Raw genomic sequence first — 22,957 nt, 5'->3', positions numbered from 1 at the left:
CATTATTCTAGTAACGAAGTTACTAGAGTGGGACAGGAATCAGGGAGGAACGCTCATGACGCAGGCCCAGGCTGCGACACCGTCAGCGACGCGCCGCTTGGCGGGGATCATCGCCGACGGTGTCTTCAAGGTAGTGCTCGGTGCCGCCTACTTGATTGGCGCTTCCTGGCTTGGCGATCTACTTGGCGTGTCCGCCTGGTTGATGGCCGTCTCCGGCGTCGCCCTGCTGATCGGCGGCGGAATCGAGATCAAGTTTGTGCGCAGTCGCCCGATCCGCACCTACATGCGGCTCATGGTCGCCTACGACAGCGGCTGGGTACTGACGGCGCTTGTCGGCTTACTGATGGCGTGGCAGGACGGCAGTGCCGGGGGCGAGGTGTGGATCGGGTATCAGACAGCCGCTCCCCTTGTGTTTGCCGCACTGTTGCTGGTTGCCACCCCCGTGCCACCAGCCTCCGACATCCGTGAGAAGGGGGCCGAACACTGACACCGAACCTCTGCTGCCGGGTCGGCAATCCCGCTTGGCGAACCGGCAGTGGCGCCACAGGTGTTGCACACGATACTGTCGATCACACCGGCGCTGAGCTGCACAAAGTGGTCTTCACTCGCCTCGCGCCACACGGTGACCCCCAGAGAAGACGGCGCACGGCGCAGCCCACTTCGAGACGACAGGCGAAGCCGAGCGCAGCGGCTGTACGACCTCGTGCGGGCATCCTTGGTCCAGGAGCCGCCTTCCTGGACCTCTATGACCGCGCCGGAAGCAATACGGCCTGCGACGGCGCCAACCGGGGCATCGGCGGCCTGCTGGAAGACTCCACGCCCGACCTCTTCGGCCAGCAGATCCGTGGTACGCACACCCCAGCGAGAAGGGCCGTGACATCCAGGCCGAACGCGTGACCGCCAAGATCGAAGACGTCCGCAACCGCCGACCGGGGCTACACGGCCCCGAACCCGGGTGACCACCTCAGGTCCTTCCTGACTGCGTCACCCACTCCTGAACGAGGCCCCAGGTCGCAGACCTGGGCCTCGCCGCGCAGCGCCCCGGGACCGACACCGATCATCAAGAGCACGTCGGCGTCGGGCGTACGACCAGGCGGTGAGATCGGCGCCGGCCAGGGGCAGGAAACCGAACACGACCAGGTGCGCGGGCCAGGCCCGCGCCACTGCCGGGGTGCCGGTCCCGCGGCGGCGGGCCAGGCGCGGCTGGAGCCGCTTGAACGCGGGGCGGCCGGACTCCCACACCACCAGCTCACCGTTTATGTGGGCTGCCACAGGTGTCTCATCGGCAGGTCCTCACTGCCGCCGGTTTCAACCTCCCCTGACCGTGGTGTGACGGTGTGGTGTGTGGTCAGTCCTTGCGGGCGGTGGCGATGATGACGGGCAGCAGCGCGAGGGCGATGACTGCTCCGGCGGTGGCCAGGGCGGAGTAGCCAACGACGGCGACGACGAGGCCGGAGAGCATGCCGCCGACGGCTCCGGAGATGGCTACGGCGACGTCGACGAGTCCCTGAGTTTTGGCGCGGGTGGCCAGGGGGGCGGAGTCGGTGACGATGGCGGTGCCGCTGACCAGGCCGAAGTTCCAGCCCAGGCCGAGCAGGACGAGGGCGAGGGTGAGCAGGGCGACGGAGCCGTCCGGGGCAGTGGCGGCGAGGACGCCGGAGGCCAGGAGTGTGAGGGCGGCCCCGACGGCGAGGGATGCGGCGCCGAAGCGGTCGACGAGCCGGCCGGTCAGTGGGGAGGGCAGGTACATGGCGCCGACGTGCAGGGCGATGACGAGACCGGAGGCGCCAGCACCATGGCCGTGGGCATGCATGTGGACGGGGGTCATCGTCATGACCGCCACCATCACGGCCTGCGTGAGGACCAGGACCAGGACACCCAGTTTCAGTCCGGGCCCGCGGCGCGCGGTGCCCGGCGCGGTCGTGGATGCCTCCGGCGCGCCGGTGGGCTGCGTCGTGTCCTTGTCTGTGCCCGTGTCGATGTGCAGGGTGCGGGTGATCAGGAGGGGGTCGGGTCGCAGCCAGACCAGCAGGACGAGGGCGGCCAGGGCGAAGGCCGCGGCGGCGACGATGAAGAGACCGGTGAGGCTGGGCAGGCCGAGGGCTTCGGCCAGGTTGCCGGTGGGGCCGGCGAGGGTGGGACCGGCCACGCCTCCGACGGTGGTGGCGACCAGGACAGTGGAGATGGCGCGGGCGCGGTGGGCCGGTGCGGCGAGGTCGGCGCCGGCGTAGCGGGCCTGGAGGTTGGCGGCGGTGCCGGCACCGTAGAGGAACAGGGCGGCGAAGAGCAGGGCAGGGCTGTTGAGGACGGCGGCGGCGATGACGCCGACGGAGCCGAGTGCGCCGACGAGGTACCCGCCGGCCAGTCCGGGACGGCGGCCGCGGGCCTGGGAGAGGCGGCCGACAGCGATGGCGGCCAGCGCGGAACCCGCGGTGAGCAGGCCGCTGCTCAGTCCGGCCAGCGCGGTGGAGTGGAGCATGTCCTGCACGAGCAGGGCGGCGACGGTGGTGCCCGCGGCGAGCCCGAGTCCGCTCAGGACCTGGGAGGCGAACAGGACGGTGAGGATGCGCTGTTGTGTGCGGGCATTCAGCGGGCCGCTGCCCTCAGCGGGAGTTTGGGGAGACGCTGTCTTCGGGGCGGTCGTGTGGTGGGCCATGGCTGATCCAGGAAGGAGGGGCCATCAGGCGAGCCTGTGGCGTACCTGAGGCCGGCGGGAGGGCCGGATGTCTCGGTGGGTGGGAGTCGGCTGCCTCGATGAGGTGGATACGGATGAACGTGGTGTGCTCATCCGTCGGTGGAGCGGGCGCAGATGCGGGGACGTGCGGGACGCGGGTGGGGGTGTGGCCGGCGGGCCGGCACACCCCCACGGGCAGGCTGGGGTTGGCCTGTTCAGTTCAGCTGCAGGCGGTCGGTGAGCCCTGCGGCGGTGAAGGCGGCCTGCAGTTGGTCTCGGCCCTCGGTGAAGTGGGACCAACTGTCGAAGTGGACGGGCACCACGCGGCGGGCGTCGAGGATCTGGGTGGCCTCGGCGGCCTGGGCGCTGTCCAGGACGATCAGACCGCCGTCGAAGATTTCCGCGAAGCGCGGGGCGCCGGCGAAGAGGATCGCGGTGTCGATCGGGGCGAAGCGTTCAGCGATCTCCCTGACAGCGTCCAGGGAGGCGTTGTCGCCGCTGACGTAGACGGTGGGCAGACCTTCGCCGGTCAGGACGAAGCCGATGACCTGTCCGGCGATCGGTTCGACTTCCTCACGGGTGCCGGGCCCGTGGATGGCGGGGACGGCGGTCACCGTGAGCGTGCCGCCGCCGGGGCGGTCCAGCTCGACGGACTCCCAGTCGGCCAGTCCCCTGGCCTTGTTGCCGAGGCGTTCGCCGCCGCCGGTGGTGGTCAGGGTCAGCGGGATGTCGGCGAGCAGGGCACGGCCGGCGTTGTCGAGATTGTCGTCGTGCTCGTCGTGCGAGAGCAAGACCACGTCGACGGGCCCCAGGTCGGCGGGGGTGCCGGTGGAGTGGGCCGTCTTGGTCAGAGCCGGGGCGCCGGGAGGGGCGGGGTAGGTGCAGGGGGCATCGAAGGTGGGATCGGTCAGAAACCGCAGGCCACCGTACTCGAACAGGGCCGTGGGACCGCCGAAGACACGGACGGGGAATTGCGTGGTCGCAGGGGAAGCAGACATAGGAACCTCACGGTTGAGAAATAGTTGAACCGTGATTGACTATAGACAGGCATCACGGATGGCAGCAAATCAAACCGTGAGTCATGGTTGCGTCCAGGTCATACCATGAGGGACATGGAAGAAAGTCTCGTCATCGAGTCCGGGCTGCCGCCCGCTCCGGGCGCCGAACAACACCCTTCGATCGCCCTGGTCAACAGCGCCGTCGCGCTGCCAGGCGGGCACTACGTCGACCAGCTCGGCACGCCTGCCGGCGCCGACCAGTGGCTGACGCAGCAGAGCCTCACTCCGGTCGACGCGGGCCTGCTCGAGATGTGCGCCGCGCAGCTGCGTTCCCTGCGTGAGCAGGTCCGGGCGCTGTTCGCGTCCCGTGTCGCGGGGCTGCCCGCGCTGCCTGCCGCGGTCGCCGCGATCAATGACACGCTGACCCGCGTGCCCACCGCCCCGCTGCTGGCCTGGGACGACAAGAGCGGCCCCTACCGCGCCATGCCCAACCCCACCTCGGAGCTCGTCGATCACGCCCTGGCGGCTCTGGCTGCCGACGCCGCCGACCTCCTGACCGGCCCGGACGCAGAGCGGCTCACCGCCTGCGCCTCCACCCCCTGCAACCGCTACCTGCTCCGCCACGGCCGCCGCCACTGGTGCTCCACCCGGTGTGGTGACCGCGCCCGCGCCGCCCGCGCCTACGCCCGCCGCGCCGGCCGCGCGTGACGTCTCGGCCAGGGATACGGGACGGCGTGACACGGTCGCCCATCGCGCCACCCGGCGCGCCCCCGGTGCCCTTCGGGATGAGACATTCGCAGGCTGAGACAGCGCGGCAGGTCGCATAACACCGTCCAGACCCGTATCGGCGGGCAGCTGCGCCAGGGCACCGTCCCGGATCTCCGTGCATGCGTTCGTCATGTCCGTGCCGTGCCGCGAGCGCAGCAGCACCTTGCCGTCGGCGTAGCGGGCGAGCTGGGCGCGGTAGCCGTCCTTCTCCAGACTTCGCGGTGTCTCATGAGACATGCGGCAGTGCGTGGCGGCGTCGGATCGACGTTCGGCGACGCCGTCACGGCTCTGGGACGAAGGCCGTGGCCCGGGTCGCCGCTCGTGTCCACTGTGGGTTGCTGAGGGCGTCGGTGCTGTCAGCGAACTGGTCGACGCTGCCGGTCAGCGGCAGCGCGCGGACGGTCGGGTCGGTGATGCGGGCGGTCAGCACCGCGGAGAAGCGTTCGGCGTGGAGGACCTTGAACGGCCTGCTGTGGTAGGGGCGCGTGGTGGGGTCGACCCGCTCGGCGAGGCCGAGCCTGTTGTGGGCGGCGGCGAGGGTCTCGTAGGCGCGGGCCAGGTGGTGTTCACGGGTGTGCCAGTCGGTGGCGGCCAGGGCTGCGGTGAGGACGGGTGTGAGGACGGCGGCGTGGGGTGTGCGGGCGAAGGCGCTGCCAAGCCATTTGCTGTACGGCGGGTAGCGGCGGTCCATGAGCAGGCAGAGTCGCATCAGGTCGCGGACCAGGCGCGCGGCGACGACGGCGGAGCCGAGTTCGTCGCCCACTTCGCCGCACCGGCCGACGAAGGCCTCCTCCCGGGCGATGCGCTGCCACTGGCAGGCGAGCAGGTGGAGCCAGAGATCGTGCGGGTACCAGGCGAGCCGCGCACGTGCCGGGCCGAGCCGGTCGAGTCCGTCGTGGAAGACGGCGCTGGCGGTGACCTCGGCGAGCCGCTGCGTGGGAGTGGCCAGCCAGTCCAGCGCGGTGACGTCCCGGCCGGGATCGAAGCCCAGCTGCGCGGTGAACCAGGTGGCCGGGTCGGTGATGTCGACGCGGTGGTGCACAGGCCCGTCGGTCGCCTGCATGATCTGGATGCCCGCCTCGGCAGTGGCGGCGAAGTGCGTGGGATAGCCGAGGAAGGTCTTCGGCAACCGCGCGGAGAGGAGCTTCTTGATCGCCGTCCCGTGGCGGGTGACGTCTTTCGGGTGCAGGAACAGTTGGAGCCGGGGTCCCCACTCGTGGTCGGTGGAGCGGACGGTGTCGAATCCCAGAACCTCCGAGCCGCCGCCGAGACGGGCGGCGGAATGAACGATGCCGGGGACGGCCTCGTCCAACAGAGGCCGGACGGCTTCGCGGTAGAAGCGGCGGGAGAGCTCCAGTCCGGGGACGAAGGGCGGGGTGGTCATGGCCTGGAGCCTGCCGGACCGGCATGACGTTGGTCGACGGCTTTTCCCCGGGATCCACGCTGCCCTGGTGTCCGCGATGCCCGACCCGACAGCCACTTGGTGAGACAGCTTCGAGTGTCTGGAGAACCGTCCCACTTCGGCTCGGCGGCGGCTCCGGGCAGCAGGTCGGGGCTGGCCACCGGCGTGGTGAGCATCGGATCCGGCAGCGTCAACGTCACGGCTGATGCCTGCCACGCCCTGGGCGTCAGGTGGCGCCGAAGTCGTGGGCCGGGCGGTCGCGCCATTCCACCCACTGCGGCTGATCGAGGACGGCCTCCGGATCCGTGATGCCGGCGCCGTCGAGGAACACGACCAGGTCGTGGTCGCTGTAGGCGGTGCCGAGGATCTCGTCCCGTCCGTGGCGGTGCACGGAGACTCTCCGGCCTCCCGACAGGGAGGGCCGGTGCACGACGATGGGCGCGCTGGTCACATCTCCAGCGTGCTCCTGCGGACGTCAAGAGGCGAGCGGGGCCGTGGAGCCGTACGGGAAGGGCGTAAGAGCGGTGGGCACAGCCGGCTCGATGCGTTCTGGCTGTGAGTCGAAAGCGGCCGGCGGCTCTGAGGTTCGCGCCCCACCTCGCCACGGCTTCAGCTCGCACCACTCGCACAGTGAGCTGCGGGCCCCGGCTCCGTATCGGTGGGTCGGCCGCTGGCACTCGGTGCAGGGGCCGACCTGATCACCGGGACAGGTCCGCGCCGAAGTATCAGGCTCGGTCACCGGGGGCATGGCAGTCGTCATCATCGTTCCTTGTCTGGCGGGCGAGCAGCACGGGCAGCAGCCGCCTCGAACAGAATTGAACGGTCCCAGGCCGGGACACACGAGGCGCCGGCCTCCGTCAGAGAGGGAATCGGCACAGTGCGGCCTGGCTCAGCGACTGGAGTCGGTGATGCCCGCGGCCAGCTCCCCCACCACGTCCAGCACTCCCTGCCCGAACGCAGTCGGCGCCACGAGGATCACGAAGACCAGGACGATCAGCACAGACAACCCCCGCCCCGCAGAGAAAGCCCCCTGACAGGTTGTAGCCAGCACACGTTCCTGAGACGTCTGTGGCCTGCGAGGATGGCGGCAAATACCTGCCAGATCGGTCTTCGCGGAGTATCCGCTGACAGCCTCGGTGCCCGACCTCCAGTGGATCGAGGACCGGTTCTGGATCTGGGTGCACTACGGTGCGACGAAACTCGGCCGCGGCGAACTGTTCGAGGTGAACGGCTTCCTCGCTGCTGCGGGCCGCCGGACGGTGCGCGCCGAGAGGGCTGGTCAGCTCGCTTGATCGATGACATCGTGGAGGTACCGCACTGCGAGTCTCTCGGCGTGCCGGCGGCGTTCGATCGTCGCGTCTGTGTCGTCGAGCCACCGCCGGTAGAGCTTGACGCTGGCGAGGAGTGCCCGACCGGCGTCGTGCCGGTCGTAACCGCACAGGGTTGTCCGAAGGTCGCGCGCCTCATCCGGTGCGCTGGATTCGAGGTGGCGCACGCCGCGGGGTGTCGCACCCGCCCGGCCAGCGGCCAGGGGACCCAGCACTGCCTCGCGCAGGTAGCCGAGAAAGCCGATGACCTCGAACAGTTCGCCGCGGCCGAGTTTCGTCGCACCGTAGTGCACCCAGATCCAGAATCGGTCCTCGATCCACTGGAGGTCGGGCACCGAGGCTGTCAGCGGATGCTCCGCGAGCGAGTCTGCCAGGCCGCCGTCTCGGTCCCACAGGATGTCCGGGTCCTCAAGGCGCTCGGCGAAGTCGGTGGCCCGTACGAACTTGAAGTCGACATGGAGGAGAGGCGGCCCGACAAGGGTGACGATCAGGCGTGGTTCACCGACGTGTTCCCCAGTGAACCCGGCCACAAGCACGGTCCATGAACCGATCAGCGTGAGACGCTCCTTCATGACCGAGTCGAACGCCTCGTCGTCGATGACCACGATCAGGTCGACATCGGAGTAGACGTCGGAGTATCCACCCGCAAGTGATCCTGCCAGGGCAACACCGGTCACTCGTGTGTCCTGCTGAATTCTAGGAAGCACGTCGCCGAGGAACCGGCTGTGGAGGGCGGGGACGTCCATGGCATTCCTTCCGGTCGGAACAAAGTTTTGCAACGTACCACGCCACCAAGCCGGATCACACGGGAACAACGGCACGGAGGCGGTGCGCGTCCGCGGTTGGCCTCAGTCCGTTCAGCCACCGTGCCGTGCGAGCAAGGGGTCCGGGAATCGGCGCTCGCGTGTCAGCCTTCGGCTGCTCACGATCCACAGGCAGATGGCGGCCATGGGGACGAGGGACAGCACCATGGGGGCGGCCGCGCCCAGGCCTTCCGTCTCGTTCAGCATCTCACCGAGGATCAGGAAGAGGACCATGTTGTTCCCCGCGTGGGCCAGGCTCGCGACCCATACGCTGCCGCTGCGCTGGTACAGCCACATGAGAATGATTTCCTGAAGCTGGAAGGAAAGTGTCCACATCACCAGCCCCAACACCACGTTCGGGAATTCGACGTAGCCGATGAAGGCCAGCGGAAAGTGCCACACCGCCCAGATGACGCCCGTGGCGATGACAGACGGCACCGTGCGACCGCCGAAAATCCGAGGCCTGAGATAGCTGGTCCAGCCGAATTCCTCGCCCGCGTAGAGAGGAGTAAGGATCACGGTCACCACCATGAGGCCGAGGACGGAGACCAGTTCGTTCGTTCCGGGTGTCCCGCCCGGACCGGACAGATCCGGGTCCCACACGCCCACCGCCGCGGCGAGAACGAGGGTGCATGCGGCGATAAAGGGAGGCCCCAGCCAGGCCAGGGCGTAGTAGCGCCAGGCAGCCTTGGCGCGCAGTTTCAGTCCCGCGTCGGCGAACCCCTCTTTCGTGATCCAGCAGCGGACGACCACCGCGGCGATGCCGGGCATGCAGAAGCCGGGAAGTTGCAGGAGGGGGTTCAACGGGGACAGTCCGAGGACCGCCCGGGCGAACAGCAACCACAGCCAGGTTCCGGCGAAGGAAATGATAAGGAAGGATGCCACACCTTTACGGGCGGACGGTTTCGCATCATTGGAGAGCATGAACGTATTCACCTTTCGACTTCTGTAATCGTGGCGCCTGCTTCGGGGATCACGGTTCCCAATCCTCACATCCGGCAACAGGGTGCGTATCGCCACCAGGAGCGAATTACGGTTCACTCGTTGTCGGGAGGCGTTCTGGCACTTTCGGGGGAGGCGGCCGGGCGCGGCACGGAGGTACGGTCCGACCGTGCCTGAATCAATTCGCCCGCCTTCGCGCGGGACTGTGCTCCGGGACTGGACGTACGCGGCCCTGGGAGCGGCCATGAGCCTTCTGCCGCTGACGGCGGCCACACTGTTCGCACCGCCGAGGTGGCCGGTGGAACTGCGTGTGCTGGGCTTCGTGCTCGCGTTCGCCGTGACGACCGTGGCCATGGGCTCTCCCTTGGCGGCCCGGCGCGTGAGCGTGCGGCTGGCCAACGGGCTGCTGAGGGCCGGGTTGCCCGCGCCAGTGGCAACGACGGGGTGGGGCTGGGTCAACCGGCTGCGCACATCGGTATGGCTGATGCTGCACATGGTGCTCGGCGGGGCGGTGATGGCTGTTTCGTGCCTGGCCGCGTTCGCAGCGGTTGCGTTTCCCTCGGTCTGGCTGGGCGGTGAGGAGCGCATGGCCGTGTTCGGGTTGTCCCTGCGGATCGGGGAAGGCTGGCGGGGAGCGTGGACGCTGCTGCCGGCCGTAGGGTGCCTGGCGCTGGCGGTCGGGGGCACTCTCGGCGGCGCGGCCGTGTTTCGGCCGCTCGCGCCGGTGTTCCTCGGCCACCGGCTCGGCGAGCGGCTGGCCGCCGCCGAAGAGCGGATGAACCTGCTGGCTCAGCGGAACCGGCTGGCTCAGGAGTTGCACGACTCGATCGGCCACACCCTGACGGCGTCCACGATCCAGGCGGCCGTGGCAGGGGAGTTGATGGGAACCGATCCGGCCGGGGCCAGGCGCGCCCTGAACAGCATCGAGGAGACCTCCCGGGCCGCGATGGACGATCTCGACCATGCTCTTGGGATCCTGCGGGAGGAGCGGCCGTCCACAGCGCCCCGGCCGACCCTCGCGGACCTGGGCCCGCTGGTGGAGGGAGTCCGCGGCACGGGCGCGGAATTGGCAGTGGAGGTCCAAGGCGACCTAACCCGGGTGCCGGCCACGGTGTCGCGGGAGGCGTACCGCGTCGTCCAGGAAGGGCTGACCAATGCCATGCGGCACGGCGGGAAGGACCGGATCCGGCTACGGACGACAGTGCGGGCCGGGTGGCTGGAGGTGGAGCTGACCAATCCGGTAGGTGCGGGGACACCTGTCCGGCAGCGGCCCGGGGGCCATGGTGTGGAGGGGATCAAGGAGCGAGTGCGACTGCTCCGGGGAGAGACACACGCAGGGGTGGTGGACACCGTCGGCAGCGTCAGAGGGGACGCGAAGGACGCACTCTGGCGGCTCCTGGTCCGGATACCGCTACGGTCGGTGTCATGAACGCCTCCAACCCACCGGGCCAGTACGCTGATCCGCCCGTGACCGTGCTCATCGTGGACGATGACGAGCTGACCCGCACCGGCCTGCGGACACTGTTGTCGGCCAAGCCCGACCTGGTCGTGGTGGGCGAGGCCACCGACGGCGCCGAGGTGGTCGCCGCGGTGACCCGGCTGCGACCGGATGTGGTGCTGATGGATGTGCGCATGCCGCGAGTGAACGGAATCGAGGCCACCCGGCGACTGCGGACGCTGCCCGACCCGCCGAAGGTCGTGGTGATCACCACGTTCGAGCACGACGAGTACGTCTGGGACGCCCTGCGGGCGGGCGCCAGCGGGTTCATCCGCAAGCGGGCCCCAGCACAGCAGATCGCGCACGCCATCCGGTTGGTGACGGCCGGTGACTCGGTGCTGTTCCCGGACGCGGTCCGCCGGATGGCCTCCGGCCGGTCCGTACGACGGGACGCCTCCGTGACCGCCGCGCTCACCGGCCGCGAGACCGAGACGCTGCGACTCATGGCACGGGGGCTGTCCAACCAGGACATCGCCGCCCAGTTGGTGTTGAGCCTGGAGACCGTGAAGACCCATGTGGGCAACGTGCTGGCCAAACTGGGGGTCGGCAACCGCACCCAGGCGGTCGTACTGGCCTTCGAAACCGGAGTGGCCGACCCGGGGGCCACAATCTGACCGAATCAGCCTGCCACGCCGGCCAGGCCCGGCTGATGTAATGCGCCGGCCACTACGGCTCTACTGGAGTTGAACTCGTGGAGTCGTAGGGGCTGACGGCTCGTTGCCTGTGCGGTATCACCAGGGCGTGCGGTATCCACAAGGTGGCGGGCTGACCGTCGAACGGCGGCAGCTCCGCGAGGAGTCACGACTCAAGTGTCGGCGTACACGTGAACGTGGCTCTGGCAAGATTCTCGCAGTCGGAGATCATCTCGGGGACGCTGGGGCCGGCCCGTTTCACGTAGCTTCGGCGAAGCTGGGCGATCAGGACGACGCGGTGGCGGAGAAGGGAGACACCAGCGCGTCCGGCCATGAGGCGTTTCTGCAGTGTGCCGTCGGTGATGGGACCTTCGTTGACCCCGGAGTTGTATGGGGTGGTGATCCCCGGCGACGGCATGTCGGTCTTCGCGCAGGGCTCGGGCAAGGCCGGTCAGCGGAGCCGGTTCGCTGTTCGCGAGGTCCTCCAGCCACTCTGGCAAGGGTGCCGCGTCGCGGTTTTTCGACCATGGCGGCGAATCGGCGGACCAGGTCGTGAGCTGGGGGCCCGGGCGTACTTACTGACGGTTCGGCGGTTCAGGCCGAGTTCCCGGGCCACGGAGCTGTGGCTCCGGCCGGTGAGGGTCAGGGCCTGCACAGCCTCGAATGCCTTCTGGCGTGGCGCGCGGCTCGCGTGTCCACGCTGGGCTCCTCGACCGGTGCGGGACCGGTCTCGCTCCTCAGTGGGCAGCGCTGTGGGCAGGCATCCGCGGTGGCCGGAGGCGATGTCCTGAACTCGACGGGAGAGGCCCTGCCAAAGGTGCAAACGGTCACTGACCTGCACGGCATCCGGGGCGACGACGGCGATGCCCTGTCGGTAGGCGAGAGAGCCGTCGCGGCAGGCAACCTCAACACCTGGGTGCTCACGGAGCCACCGGCCGAGCTGTTCGGCGTCGCGTCCCTCCCAAAGCGTGAGCGGGAGACGGGTGGTGGCATCGACCAGAAGGGCGGCGTAGGTGTCGCGGCAGAGCGCGAAGTCGTCCACCCCCAGCACTCTGGGTGCGGCCAGCAGCGGCACCCGCATCAGCTGGGCGAGCACCGTGCACCGCGAGAGTCTCCATGGCATCCCTGCGCAATCTGGCCATCGGCGCGCTTCGAACCGCCAACCACACCAACATCGCCGCCGGACTACGTCACCACGCTCGCGACACCAACCGCCCGCTCATCACCCTGGGCATCGCGTGATCCACCCGGACACACCACCTGAACAAACACCAGCCCCGTCGGTGAGGAGGCAGTCCGTTAATAGCTGGCCGCCGGAGACTTCTTGTCACCAATAATTGAAAATGCCAGGGTCGGCGCATGACACCTGCCTTCAGCGGTTCGTCCCCCTACTGCTACTCCAACTCGCTGGCGATGGTTCTGGGTGCGAATTCGCCGCCGCCGTCGGCGATTGAGGTATTGACCGGGTCCCCGTTCGGCGCGCAGTTTGCCGAGGGCGGCCTGCCTCAATTCGATCCACTCGGCTGGGATCCCGACCTCGGACTGGGCCAAGCCATCGGCGTGCTGGGATGGACTTGTACGCGCACGAGCGGCGGTGATGCGGCCGAGGCCATCAACCGACTCCGACGAGCCAGCAGGCTGGGCCCGGTGCTGGTAGGGCCGGTCGACATCGGCCTGCTGTTACACCAGCCATGGTCCGTTGGCGTGGCCACCGGCAGTGACCACTGGGTAGTCGTGCTCGACGTTGATGACCAGCACGTGCTCTTCCATGATCCCGACGGATTCCCCTTTGCCACGTTGCCCGTCGATGCCTTTGCCGCGGCCTGGGAGGGGCAGCTGGTGGAGTGCGCAGACCCCTTCACCATGCGCAGCGCCTTTCAGCGCATGCGGCAGGTGGATGTCCGTGCGGCACTGCGTCGCTCACTGGCAACGGCACAACAGTGGCTGTCTGGTCAACCTGCCGAAAGCCGCACCCCGCACGGCGCCCTGGGCAGCGGTGCCGCAGTGGAACGTCTTGCCGCCAGCGTGCAGGCTGGGCTGGACGATCGGACTCGCGGTCATCTGGCGGGCTTCGCCGTCCGGGTGGGTGCCCGGCGCCTTTCCGACGCGTCGCTGTGGCTTGCTGAACTGGGCGCAACCCGCGCCTCCGAAATCGCCGACCACCAGGCCCGGTTGCTCGGCAGCGTGCAATACAGGCTCGTAGTGGGCGAGACGCCGGCTGTAACCGCCGCTCTCCGAGAGCTGGCAGCCACATATGACACCTTGTGCGCTGCGCTCGCGGCGCCCGCCGGAGGTAGCACGGACTGGTCAGGCTAGGGCGAGGCGGATCATGTGCGTCAGATCCGGTTCACGCATCGGCTCCCTGACGGCCACCGCGCCGTCCCGCCTGCCACCTGAAGCCCCACCAACCCGGACACACCGCCTGGACGACGCCGCCCTGACTGAGCCGGATTCACATGGGAACACAACACGGAAGGCTGCCTCGAAGGATGCACCCGCCACTCCCCCGGGGTTGATGGCCGCCCGTCCGCGAACGCGCCTGCCGGTTTCCGGCTCCTCCTGGAGCGCAGACACCGTGACCGCCAGGCCCTGCGGCTCGGCGAGCTGGAGGACGGCGACCACCGGTGGTGCGCGTCCGGACGATGGGCGCAGTCCTCCTGCGGGAACCTGTCCGATCTGAGCGGACGCGCGACGGGGCATGTGCCTCAACTCCCGTCGAGACCGGCTTCGCGGAACCGTTCGGTGCCGATGACCTGGAGGAGCGCGAGGCGGCCGGCTGTGTCGCTGCCGGGCGGCGGGGTGTGCAGGGCGAGGCGGTGGTCGCCCTCGGGAGCCATCAGCACCTGGCAATCGAGGTCGATGGAACCGAGTTCGTCGTGGAGGATCCGCATCCGGGTGTGCCTGCGTACCGCGACCTCGTGCAGGTCCCACAGCTCGCGAAACTCCTCGCTGGCCGCGCGCAGGCGCTCCAGGAGCCGGGCCGCCTCGGCGTCCGTGCCGCGCCGTGTCACCGCGGCTCGCAGATCGGCAACGTGCAGACGGCTGTAGTGATGGTGCTCCTCCGGCGGGTAAGCGGCCCGGACCGCAGGGGAGGTGAACCAGCGCCAGACGACGTTGCGGCCGTGCTCGGAGACTGTGCACACCCCGCCGAACAGTGCCTCGGCGATCGCGTTCTGGGCGAGGACGTCACCGAGATCGCTCAGCACCTGGGCCGGGGTGTGGGGCAGCTGGTCGAGCAGGTGCAACAGGCCCGGGCCGACCTGGCCGGTGCCGGTGCGGGCCGCGGGCGGCGGGTGGCCCGCCAGCACGTAGAGGTGGTCCCGCTCGTCCGCGGACAGACGCAGGGCGCGGGCGAGCGCGGCCAGCATGGACGCGGATGGCTGCGGCCCGCGCGCCTGCTCCAAGCGGATGTAGTAGTCGGCCGACATCCCGGCCAACTGAACGACTTCCTCCCGCCGCAGCCCCGGTGTCCGCCGTCGAGGGCCTGGCGTCAGCCCCACGTCCTGCGGGCGCACCCGGTCCCTTCGGTTTCGCAGGAAGTCGGCGAGCTCGCGACGGTTGATCGGCATGCCCGTCATCCTGCACGAGCGGGCCGAGTCGAACCAGGGACTGCCGATCCCAGGGTGCGCAGGTCTCTGCCGCCTCTGGCCGTTCAGCGGCACGGTGGTGACACCGCGGGGCCGGAGTACCCGACCTCGCGGTGACCGCTCTTCCCAGTCGAGGAGGTTCCACCATGGCCATCGTCACCGTCGCTGACGCCCAGGTTCACTACGAGATCACCGGCACCGGCCCCACCCTGATCCTCGTGCACGGCACCGGCTCCGCGGGTGCCGCTCTCACCTGGGGGGAGATCGCCCCTCGGTTCGCCGCCGCACACACCGTGATCACGCCGGATCTGTCCGGCACCGAACAGACCACCGACGCCGGCGAACCCCTGACCGTCGAGCGGCTTGCCGCGCAAGTGATCGCCGTCATCGAGGACACCGGCGCGGGCCCCGTGGACCTGCTCGGCTTCTCCATGGGCACCGCGGTCACCGCAGCCGTGGCCGCGCTGCGGCCCGACCTCGTACGGCGGCTCGTCCTGGTCGCCGGCTGGGCGCACACCGACAGCGACGAATACCTGCGCAACCTGTTCACGCTCTGGCGACAGCTCGGCGACAGCGATCCAGCTGCCTTCGGCCGCAGCGTCACCATGACCGGCTTCAGCCGCGCCTTCCTCAACACCATCGGCCGGGACCAAGTGGAAGGACTGATACCCAACATGCCGCCCACGCCGGGCACCCTGCGCCACGTCGACCTCGACACCCGCATCGACATCCGCCACCTGCTGCCCCGCATCCAGGCCCCGGCCCTGGTGCTCGGCGGCACTCAGGACGCCACCGTCCCCATCGAGCACAGCCGCGTCCTTCACGCGGCGATATCCCACAGCGTCTATGCCGAGATCGACGCCGGACACGTCGTGTTCTTCGAGAAGGCTGACGAGTTCACCACGGTGGTAGGTGAATTCCTTCACGCTGCGTAACCGTCACCGCCGTGCAAGGAGCCGGTCCTCTCGACGAGCGGGCTCTCCGTCACACCCGAGGCTTGGCTCGGTTCACGACGGAGAGCGCTGGCTCAACTTCATTGATGCCGACGGCACGGCCCCAGCGATCTCAGCTTTGCCCCGTCTCCGGCGCTTCGCAGGACGGACAGACGGACCACGTTCATGGAGGAAGCGCCCTTCTCCCATCACAGAATTGAGCCAGAAGACGGAACTCATGCTCCAACCGTCTCCTACGAGCTCGTCATACGATCTCGTACCCTCAGAGGGGGACCACCGGTGCTCACGTCTCGGGATCGGACCAAGCCGTCACCAAGGCTCGCTTATCTGGGAAGCGTGCACCGGAGAGTACCTCCTGGGCAGGTTCACCGTTGAGCCAGCACACCTGCTCGGGGGCGCCGTCGCCAGTATCGAACAGGCAGCACACTCCGCCGCTGTCCGCGGTGAGGTCGGTGAACACCTTTCTGATGTTGGCCGACCTCGCGAACAAGCGGCTCATCCCTGATGTCGCAGCCCAGCACTCCACCGACGCGTAGCCAGGGTGCAGCCGGGACTCGAACCGGATCGTCACGTAGACGTAGCCGATCTGGACGCACCCGTCCTTCTCGGGCTCAGGACCGCACGTCTGCACGTACTCACGCACTGCGTCATCGACGTCGAACATGAGGGATGTGTCGAGCTCGAGCGTGCCGCTCGTGGAGCAGACGACCGGCTCGCTCTCGAAATGCGACGTGAACGGGAGGACGACCCGGTCACCGTCGGGCAGGGTGACCTCAAGCGGCGGCACGGCACGAGCCGGTGGCGCCAGCTTGGCCAGGATCGCCAATGCCCTGGCGACGCTCCGAGGACGCAGATAGATGTCGTAGCCGTAGAGCAGCCCCACGTTGTCCCCCGTCCCAGATCGAACCTCACCCTCTCACGACCTGCCCCTTGAAGACCTGTATCCGCTTGCGGTGTGATGTCAGTGTCCGGAGGAAAGAGACCGGAAACCGGGCGCTACTACGGGCCCGGGCGCAACGCGGCCGAGATCGCGGTGAACAGCGTTCGATACGAGCTGTACGCCCGGAGGCGGGCAGAGCGTGGGCAGGCTGCGGCGCCATTGCGCAGTGACACCCTATGTGGTGAGGCGGTCGAGGGCAGCGGATACCCGCCGGGCTGACCTAGCCTGCTTGCCTGTTCACACCTACCCGGCCCTCCTGGGTGCCTGCCGCTGCGATCTCGCAGCACCGTCACCAGGGGCGGCTCCAGCAGAACGGCCGGGTACCGGCAGATCGAGGTTTCCCCCTCCCAGACGAGGTGCCAGGCAGAGTGCCGCAGCAGGACCGCCGACTGCGAGGCGCGCACCATCCCGCCACGGCCAGGCAGCGCGGTCCTGCCTGGCCATGGTCTCCGTGCGAACGTCAGCCGCGGAAGCGGGAGAAACAAGTGCCGCCGGCCTTCCGCTCGGCACGGCCTGGTCGTGCTCCTGGTACTGGGGCCCAGCCAGCGCGGCTTAACGCTCGGTGGTGATAGCGCGCTGCTTGCAGTTTTCGCACAGGTGCGGGTGGGTCTCCCATCGAGCCCCCCACCCGGCGGGCTCGATGGCCTTCCACCGTTCGTCGGTGAACCGGGTGCCGCAGCCGACGCACACCGGACGGCGGGCCTCCCGCTCTGCCCTGTGCTGTGCGGCGATGCAGCGCACCTCCTGCTGGTGCTCCCGCCGGCGAGCTGCGTACTCGGCCTGCTTCCGGGCGTCGTAGGCTTCGCGGCGCGGGTTGCCGATCGCCTCGATGAGCGTCTGGTGGTGCGGTCGGCTGAAGCGCCGGACAACCGCTCCGGCCGGGCCGTGCTCCTGGAGGTGCTTCATGCCGGTGGCCACGATGGGCAGCTTGCCGTCGTACATGTGGAAGTCGCCGTCGTAGTCGTGACCCTGCCAGTGCCGTCGGGTGAGCTCGGCATCCACGCGGACTCCGTGGCCCGCTCCGGACACGTCAGCAGCCCCTCGAAGGCGTTGCCGTGAGGCTGCTGCTGGCTCATCGCCGTGGTGTGCGTGCCGCTGAGTGGCTGCCGGCGCCTGGGAGCACCTGGACGGTAGCGTCCGCACCGGCGAAGTCGCGTTCGATACCGTCTTCGGCACGGACTTCTTCAGCCACCTCGGCCAGCACCCCGAGCTGTCCGCGGAGTTCAATGCGGCGATGAGCCAAGCCGTCTCGGAGACCGCCGCCGCGCTGCCGCACACCTTCGACTTCGGCCGGTTCACCACTGTCACGGACGTCGGCGGGGGCGACGGAACCCTCCTGGCCGGTGTACTCGCCGGACATCCGGGCCTCACCGGTGTGGTCTTCGACACGGCGGAGGGTCTGGCCGAGGTGCCGAAGACGATCGAGCGGCACGGGCTGAAGGGACGCTGCTCTCTGATCGCCGGGGACTTCTTCCATTCGGTCCCCGAGGGCTCGGATCTCTATCTGATGAAGAGCGTCCTGCACGACTGGACGGACGACCAGGCGGTCACGATCCTGAGCCACTGCCGCGAGGTGCTGCCGCCCGACGGCCTCGTCCTGATCGTGGAACCCGTGCTTCCCGAAGTCGTCGACACCAACGCCGAAGCCGACGTCACCGACGGCGGAGTCACCTATCTGAGCGACCTCAACATGCTGGTGAACGTGGGCGGCAGAGAACGCACCCGCAAGGACTTCGAGGAAGTGTGCCACCGCGCGGGCCTGTCCCTCACCTCGGTCTCCCCGCTCACGGAGGCCGCACCGTTCTCCCTCATCGAGGCCGTAGCTGGCTGACGGCAGGCCGCGTGCCGCAGTCGCCGTCACGGCCGTAAGTTCGGCGACTCACGAGCGGAACCAGAGTCGGATCGAAGCGACGGTAACGGTGCCGTGGAAGATGTAAGCGCGCTTGTCGGACCTCGTGGCCACGACCCAGAAGCTCTTCCGGGGCGTTGATCGTCCGCTCGGCTTCATTCCTCCGCCTGTAGATCGTCTTGTCGAACCCTGTGGGCCAATCGCCGGAGATCCCGCCTCGCGTTCGATGGGCCCGCTGGTTCTTCGGCTCGGGATGGTGTGCTTGATCCGGCGTTGTCGCGGGTGATTACGGTTACGGCGGGAGAAGTACGCCCAGGGCCTGTCTGACAAAGGATCCCGGCAGGGCTTCGCGGGCAAGCGAGCCACGTGCTGAGCCGTACAGGGAGGGGTCAGTCGCCGTCGCGGTGGAGGGTGGCGGCAAGGCGTTCGGCGATGGCTTGCCGCAGGTCGGGATCGAGGCGCTCGGTTGTGAGGGATTCGTACAGCCATAGTCCGTCGGCGGCCAGGCGGGCGATGAACGGATCGAGCGTGGCGGGGTCGTCGGTGGCCGGGGCGGGGGGCGGTGCCCAGCGTTCGATCACCGCGTTCCAGGGGGCGGCGTGTTCGGCGGTCGTGGATCCTTCCAGCATGAAGAGCAGTTCGGCCCGGGTGGCGCTCTGGGTGGCGACGCGGGTGTAGGCGGTGAGTCGTTCGGCGGTAGTGGCTCGGGATGCGGGTTTTCCCGCTGCTGCGGTCATGCTCGCTTCCCATTGGTTGGCGAGGTGCTGGTGGATGGCCTGCACGAGGTCGTCGCGGGAGGCGAAGTGGTAGAGGAGTCCGCCTTTCGTGAGGCCGGCCTCGGCGGCGACGGATTCGAAGGTGACGCTCTTGACGCCCTCGTGCTCCACGACGCGGGCGGCGGCTTCGAGGATCTGGGTGCGTTTGCTGGTTCGCATGGGTGCTCCGTCTGGTCAGTGGTGTGCTGGTGCGTCGGTGAGGTGCGCGGTGGTGGTCAGGGCTGATCCGGGTCCGTGGCGGCGCAGGAGCAGACCCGTGGCGATCACGCCGACGGCCATTACGGCGGTGACCACGACCATCACGACGAAGTAGGCGTTGTCGAACGCGTTGGAGGCGGCGGTGATCAGCGAGGGGTCGTCCTTGCCCAGGGCGAGCGCGGCGTCGAGGCTGTCGCGCGCCCGGTCCGGCACTCCGGCGGGCAGGTCGATGGTCGTGCTGTAGACGGCGGTCAGGAGGCTGCCGAGGAGGGCGACCGCGATGAGGCTGCCGAACTCGTAGGAGACCTCCTCGACGGAGGAGGCCATGCCGGCCCGGCGGGCCGGGACGTTGCCCATGATCGCGCTGGAGGCGACGGACATCGCCGCTCCGAGCCCGGCGCCGGTGAGCAGCAGTCCGGTCACCAGTAGTCCCATGCTCGTGTCGAAGCTGGCCAGGACCACCGCGGCGCCGGCCGCGGCGAGGGCGAGGCCGCCTGCGACGATGGGCAGCAGGCCGACCTTGTGCAGGATGGCACCGCCGACCATGGCCGTCGGCAGCGCCCCCAGGGCGACGGCGGCGACCAGCAGTCCTGCGCGCAGGGGAGTGAAGCCTTCCACGAGCTGGAAGCGCTGGGTGGTGACCAGCTGGACACCGGCGATGGCGAACATGGACAGCCCGGCGGCCAGGACTCCCGAGAGGAACGCCGGGTTGCGGAAGATCGCGAAGTCCAGCAGCGGGTAGGGCAGACGGCGCTGCCGCCTGACGAACGCCCACCCGCCCACCGCGGTCGCGAGGACGGCGGCGGCCACGAGGAGAGATGCGGGACCGTTCTTCGCGGTCTCCTTGATCGCGATCACCAGGCCGACCAGGGCGACGAGCGCGAGCAGCGAGGAGACCAGGTCCCAGCGCTTGGAGGGATCGGCGTCATTGGAGGGCGCGAGGACCAGCGTGGCGATGATCGCCGCGATGACGACGGGGACGTTGATGAGGAAGACCGATCCCCACCAGAAGCTGTTGAGCAGGATGCCGCTGACGATCGGGCCGAGCCCGCTGCCCACGATCGCCAGACTTCCCCAGACAGCGATGGCGATGTTGCGCTCACGTTCGTCGTCGAAGGTGACACGGATCAGGGCCAGGGTCGCGGGCATCATCGCCGCCGCGCCCACCGCCAGGAACGCCCGTGCCGCGATCAAAGCCTCCGGATTCGACGAGAACGCGGCGGCCAGCGAAGCGGTCCCGAAGACCACCAGGCCGATCAGGAACATCCGCCGGTGTCCCACCCGGTCCCCCAGCGTCCCGCTGCCCAGCAGCAGCCCGGCCATCACCACCGGATAGGCGTTGATGATCCACAGGCTCTCGGAACTGCTCGCGCCGAGGTCCTCCACCAGCGTCGGCAGTGCCGCGTACAGGATGGAATTGTCCAGCGTGATCAACAGCAGCCCCGCACTCACCACCGTGAGTAGCAACCAGCGCCGCTTCGTACTCAGCACCATTTCCGCACGCCTCTCCGGCAGACCACCACGACCCCATAACTGTACCTTACAGAAGGTACAGTTATGGGCCTGTGCTCTTCGTAACACGTCGCTGACCTGGCACGTCGTGGTGAGCCCGTGCGGCTTGCCGAGGGGTGACGGACGGCGACTCGATACCGGGAGGACTCGACCATGAGAGATCGCGCGGTGGGCCGCGGGGAGCTGCCAGACGCGGCCTGGGACCGGCTGGAATGTCTGCTGCCGAAGGCTGACGGGCGGGGCCGGGCCGTGGCGTGATCACCGGCAGGTGATCAACGGAGTGCTGTGGCGGTTGCGGACGGGCGCTCCGTGGCGCGACCTGCCGGAACGCTACGGACCGTGGCAGACGGCGTACGAGCGGTTCGCGCACTGGGAAGCGGACGGTACATGGGCTCCCCTCCTGCACGAGCTCGTCAGGTCGGCAGATTCGCCGGTGATGCGTTGGGCCGACCATGTGTGGTCGCGCCGCCAGGTCTCGATGCTCTATGACCCAAGCAGGTGTCGCATGCGGACTCCGATGTGTAGTCGACGCGCGGTCTTGAAGTCCGGCGTCACCGTGACGCCGCCATCGGTTGACCCACTTCGACGCGCACACCCGCGAGATTCCCCTCTCGGCGGCCACCTGTGCGACAGGCCGGTTCTCGCATCGCTCGACCAAACGTCGTCGTCCTTCAATGCTGAGCGGCGCGTTCGCATGGGTCATGCCTTGACCTCGCCGGAGCGGTCTGCCAGCACGCGATTCACAGTGGTCTCCCGATCGGTTCGGATATCTTCGGTCAAGGCAGACAGGAGGGACTGGTCCGATTCCGCCTCTGATGCGTCATCGGGTTCACCGCGTCGCAAGTACGGGCTGGCCAGGGCGGGCAAGATGGCGGCGATTGCCAGGATTGCCAGACCGATCCCGAGGACGACCGGTGCTCGCAAGCCATGCAGCGGGATGAGCGCGGAGCCGACAGCAGACCCGATGATGACGCCAAGGGTGATGAACGAGCCGTGAATCGTGTTCACCAGTGGTGCGGTGCTTCCTGCACGCTGGATGCGGACAGCCATGGCGGGGTTCATGGTGACGCCGACCAGGCCGATGCCGAGCATGAACGCCAGCGCCAGTGACGAAATGTCGGTGAAGAGCGCGAAGCCGGTGAGGAAGAGGGCGTTCAGTGCGGTGCCGAACAGTAGCGTGGAGATCGTGTGCTTGTCGGCCAGGCGGCCGATGACAAGATTCCCGACCAGGGTCGCCGCTCCGTAAACGAGCAGAAGAACGGGCACGAGGCTGTCCGAGAAGCCGGTGACTTCGGTGAGGATCGGGGTGAAGAAGCTGAAGGCCGAGAACGTCGCTCCGATGATGAGCGTGCTGGAGGCGAGGGCGAGCAAGAACTGGGGCTTTCGCAGCACGGCCAAATCCGAACGGGTCGATGCGGCGGGCTCGGCACCGCCGCCGGCCGGTGCGGCGGGGTTCGACACGAAGGCCAGCGTCAGGACGGCGGCGACCAGGGTGATCACTGAGATCGTCCAGAACGCGGTCTGCCAGCCGAACCGGCCACCGACGAAGATCGCGAGCGGCAGGCCGAGCAGAGTCCCGAGCATCAGCCCGTTCATGACGACAGCGACCGCGCGTCCGCGCACCCGCTCGTCGACCAATTGGACGCCCATCGAGACCGCGATACCGAAGAACGCCTGCGAGGCGGCCCCGCTGATGATCCGGGCGAGGACCATCATCGGATACCCGGTCGCGAGCGCTGCGATGACGTTGCCGACGAGGAAGATCGCGAAGATGGTCATGAGCGCGCTCTTCGGCGGAACCTTGAGCAGGGCGAAGGTGAGCGGTGGGCCTCCGACGGCCATGGCGACGGCGAAGATCGTCACAAGGTAGCCGATCTGCGGGATCCCGGTGACGAGGCCTTCCGCGAGCTGGGGCATGAGGCCTGCGACGGTGAACTCGCTGGTCACCATCGCGAACACCCCTGCGGCGAGGACGTACACCGCGGGTGGGACGGCCTTCTCCACGGCTGGTGCTGTTGCTGTGCTCAAGAGAGAGCCTTTCTGTACTCGATTATCCAAAATGTGGACATGAAGAAGCGCCGCCGGGCAGCGGCGCTG

Annotated in this window: 21 protein-coding genes and 4 pseudogenes; 10 read left to right on the top strand and 15 right to left on the bottom strand. The window is 68.6% G+C overall.

The window, feature by feature from the left end; all coding sequences use genetic code 11:
- The first annotated feature begins 55 nt into the window (after positions 1 to 55).
- Positions 56 to 487 carry a hypothetical protein gene (locus tag ACH4NX_RS29840; RefSeq protein WP_398129168.1) on the top strand — a complete coding sequence of 144 codons (432 nt, stop codon included), beginning with the start codon at positions 56 to 58 and terminating at the stop codon, positions 485 to 487.
- Positions 488 to 1,348: 861 nt separating this feature from the next.
- On the opposite strand, the gene ACH4NX_RS29835 is transcribed toward ACH4NX_RS29840, so the two are convergent.
- Together ACH4NX_RS29835 and ACH4NX_RS29830 are read right to left on the bottom strand one after the other, a co-directional pair.
- Positions 1,349 to 2,656: an MFS transporter gene (locus ACH4NX_RS29835; protein WP_351401719.1), complete on the bottom strand. Its 1,308-nt coding sequence runs from the start codon at positions 2,654 to 2,656 to the stop codon at positions 1,349 to 1,351.
- 233 nt (positions 2,657 to 2,889) lie between these two features.
- Entirely contained in the window at positions 2,890 to 3,672 is a 783-nt protein-coding gene (locus tag ACH4NX_RS29830; RefSeq protein ID WP_351401717.1) for an MBL fold metallo-hydrolase, read from the bottom strand.
- A 114-nt stretch (positions 3,673 to 3,786) separates the two neighbouring features.
- On the opposite strand from ACH4NX_RS29830, the gene ACH4NX_RS29825 reads away from it, so the two are divergent.
- A complete protein-coding gene (locus ACH4NX_RS29825) occupies positions 3,787 to 4,380 on the top strand; it encodes a CGNR zinc finger domain-containing protein (RefSeq protein WP_351401715.1) in 594 nt (197 codons plus the stop codon).
- 340 nt (positions 4,381 to 4,720) lie between these two features.
- On the opposite strand, the gene ACH4NX_RS29820 is transcribed toward ACH4NX_RS29825, so the two are convergent.
- Positions 4,721 to 5,824, bottom strand: a complete 1,104-nt coding sequence (locus tag ACH4NX_RS29820) for a DUF4037 domain-containing protein (RefSeq protein ID WP_351401713.1) — start codon at positions 5,822 to 5,824, stop codon at positions 4,721 to 4,723.
- A 244-nt stretch (positions 5,825 to 6,068) separates the two neighbouring features.
- Entirely contained in the window at positions 6,069 to 6,293 is a 225-nt protein-coding gene (locus tag ACH4NX_RS29815) for a hypothetical protein (protein WP_351401711.1), read from the bottom strand.
- Between the two features lie 685 nt (positions 6,294 to 6,978).
- Between ACH4NX_RS29815 and ACH4NX_RS29810 the strand changes: the two genes are divergently transcribed.
- Entirely contained in the window at positions 6,979 to 7,134 is a 156-nt protein-coding gene (locus tag ACH4NX_RS29810; RefSeq protein WP_351401709.1) for a hypothetical protein, read from the top strand.
- On the opposite strand, the gene ACH4NX_RS29805 is transcribed toward ACH4NX_RS29810, so the two are convergent.
- Both ACH4NX_RS29805 and ACH4NX_RS29800 read right to left on the bottom strand, forming a co-directional pair.
- The gene (locus tag ACH4NX_RS29805; protein ID WP_398129167.1) at positions 7,122 to 7,916 is read right to left on the bottom strand and encodes a nucleotidyltransferase domain-containing protein; all 795 of its coding nucleotides are present in this window, start codon (positions 7,914 to 7,916) and stop codon (positions 7,122 to 7,124) included. The genes ACH4NX_RS29810 and ACH4NX_RS29805 overlap by 13 nt on opposite strands.
- A gap of 111 nt (positions 7,917 to 8,027) precedes the next feature.
- Positions 8,028 to 8,897, bottom strand: coding sequence for a lysostaphin resistance A-like protein (locus ACH4NX_RS29800; RefSeq protein WP_398129166.1), 870 nt, complete (start codon positions 8,895 to 8,897; stop codon positions 8,028 to 8,030).
- Between the two features lie 316 nt (positions 8,898 to 9,213).
- Between ACH4NX_RS29800 and ACH4NX_RS29795 the strand changes: the two genes are divergently transcribed.
- Both ACH4NX_RS29795 and ACH4NX_RS29790 read left to right on the top strand, forming a co-directional pair.
- A complete protein-coding gene (locus ACH4NX_RS29795; RefSeq protein WP_398129165.1) occupies positions 9,214 to 10,344 on the top strand; it encodes a sensor histidine kinase in 1,131 nt (376 codons plus the stop codon).
- Positions 10,341 to 11,027, top strand: a complete 687-nt coding sequence (locus ACH4NX_RS29790; RefSeq protein WP_351401700.1) for a response regulator transcription factor — start codon at positions 10,341 to 10,343, stop codon at positions 11,025 to 11,027. The genes ACH4NX_RS29795 and ACH4NX_RS29790 overlap by 4 nt, the downstream gene beginning before the upstream one ends.
- A gap of 469 nt (positions 11,028 to 11,496) precedes the next feature.
- Here ACH4NX_RS29790 and ACH4NX_RS29785 read toward each other — a convergent pair whose 3' ends face one another.
- Positions 11,497 to 12,126: a transposase gene (locus tag ACH4NX_RS29785; protein ID WP_351401738.1), complete on the bottom strand. Its 630-nt coding sequence runs from the start codon at positions 12,124 to 12,126 to the stop codon at positions 11,497 to 11,499.
- A gap of 35 nt (positions 12,127 to 12,161) precedes the next feature.
- Between ACH4NX_RS29785 and ACH4NX_RS29780 the strand changes: the two genes are divergently transcribed.
- Both ACH4NX_RS29780 and ACH4NX_RS29775 read left to right on the top strand, forming a co-directional pair.
- Entirely contained in the window at positions 12,162 to 12,287 is a 126-nt protein-coding gene (locus ACH4NX_RS29780; RefSeq protein ID WP_398129164.1) for a hypothetical protein, read from the top strand.
- Positions 12,288 to 12,404: 117 nt separating this feature from the next.
- Positions 12,405 to 13,361 carry a hypothetical protein gene (locus ACH4NX_RS29775; RefSeq protein WP_398129163.1) on the top strand — a complete coding sequence of 319 codons (957 nt, stop codon included), beginning with the start codon at positions 12,405 to 12,407 and terminating at the stop codon, positions 13,359 to 13,361.
- 389 nt (positions 13,362 to 13,750) lie between these two features.
- On the opposite strand, the gene ACH4NX_RS29770 is transcribed toward ACH4NX_RS29775, so the two are convergent.
- Positions 13,751 to 14,614, bottom strand: a complete 864-nt coding sequence (locus ACH4NX_RS29770; protein WP_398129162.1) for a helix-turn-helix domain-containing protein — start codon at positions 14,612 to 14,614, stop codon at positions 13,751 to 13,753.
- A 164-nt stretch (positions 14,615 to 14,778) separates the two neighbouring features.
- Between ACH4NX_RS29770 and ACH4NX_RS29765 the strand changes: the two genes are divergently transcribed.
- Complete coding sequence (locus tag ACH4NX_RS29765) at positions 14,779 to 15,567, top strand: alpha/beta fold hydrolase (RefSeq protein ID WP_398129161.1); 789 nt, start codon at positions 14,779 to 14,781, stop codon at positions 15,565 to 15,567.
- A 301-nt stretch (positions 15,568 to 15,868) separates the two neighbouring features.
- On the opposite strand, the gene ACH4NX_RS29760 is transcribed toward ACH4NX_RS29765, so the two are convergent.
- Entirely contained in the window at positions 15,869 to 16,468 is a 600-nt protein-coding gene (locus ACH4NX_RS29760; protein ID WP_351401690.1) for a hypothetical protein, read from the bottom strand.
- A 609-nt stretch (positions 16,469 to 17,077) separates the two neighbouring features.
- Positions 17,078 to 17,527 (bottom strand): hypothetical protein, encoded by a 450-nt coding sequence (locus ACH4NX_RS29755; protein WP_398129160.1) that lies wholly within the window; start codon positions 17,525 to 17,527, stop codon positions 17,078 to 17,080.
- 109 nt (positions 17,528 to 17,636) lie between these two features.
- Here ACH4NX_RS29755 and ACH4NX_RS29750 point away from each other — a divergent pair.
- Positions 17,637 to 18,356 (top strand): annotated as a pseudogene (locus tag ACH4NX_RS29750) (methyltransferase); the annotation flags it as partial.
- 48 nt (positions 18,357 to 18,404) lie between these two features.
- On the opposite strand, the pseudogene ACH4NX_RS29745 reads toward ACH4NX_RS29750, so the two are convergent.
- From ACH4NX_RS29745 to ACH4NX_RS29735, 3 genes and pseudogenes are all read right to left on the bottom strand, one after another.
- Positions 18,405 to 18,686 (bottom strand): annotated as a pseudogene (locus tag ACH4NX_RS29745) (IS5/IS1182 family transposase); the annotation flags it as partial.
- 77 nt (positions 18,687 to 18,763) lie between these two features.
- Positions 18,764 to 19,309 (bottom strand): TetR/AcrR family transcriptional regulator, encoded by a 546-nt coding sequence (locus ACH4NX_RS29740; protein WP_398129159.1) that lies wholly within the window; start codon positions 19,307 to 19,309, stop codon positions 18,764 to 18,766.
- Positions 19,310 to 19,324: 15 nt separating this feature from the next.
- Positions 19,325 to 20,842, bottom strand: coding sequence for an MFS transporter (locus tag ACH4NX_RS29735; RefSeq protein WP_398129158.1), 1,518 nt, complete (start codon positions 20,840 to 20,842; stop codon positions 19,325 to 19,327).
- 171 nt (positions 20,843 to 21,013) lie between these two features.
- Here ACH4NX_RS29735 and ACH4NX_RS29730 point away from each other — a divergent pair.
- Positions 21,014 to 21,305, top strand: a pseudogene (locus ACH4NX_RS29730) (transposase); the annotation flags it as partial.
- Here the strand turns inward: ACH4NX_RS29730 and ACH4NX_RS29725 are convergent.
- Together ACH4NX_RS29725 and ACH4NX_RS29720 are read right to left on the bottom strand one after the other, a co-directional pair.
- A pseudogene (locus ACH4NX_RS29725) lies at positions 21,287 to 21,563 on the bottom strand (leucine zipper domain-containing protein); the annotation flags it as partial. The pseudogenes ACH4NX_RS29730 and ACH4NX_RS29725 overlap by 19 nt on opposite strands.
- Complete coding sequence (locus ACH4NX_RS29720; protein WP_398129157.1) at positions 21,560 to 22,864, bottom strand: MFS transporter; 1,305 nt, start codon at positions 22,862 to 22,864, stop codon at positions 21,560 to 21,562. The gene ACH4NX_RS29720 and the pseudogene ACH4NX_RS29725, both read right to left, overlap by 4 nt.
- Positions 22,865 to 22,957: the final 93 nt, after the last annotated feature.

The organism is Streptomyces sp. NPDC017225, from assembly GCF_044331465.1.
Taxonomy (GTDB): Bacteria; Actinomycetota; Actinomycetes; order Streptomycetales; family Streptomycetaceae; genus Streptomyces.
This window is presented reverse-complemented; position numbering and strand designations above follow the sequence as displayed.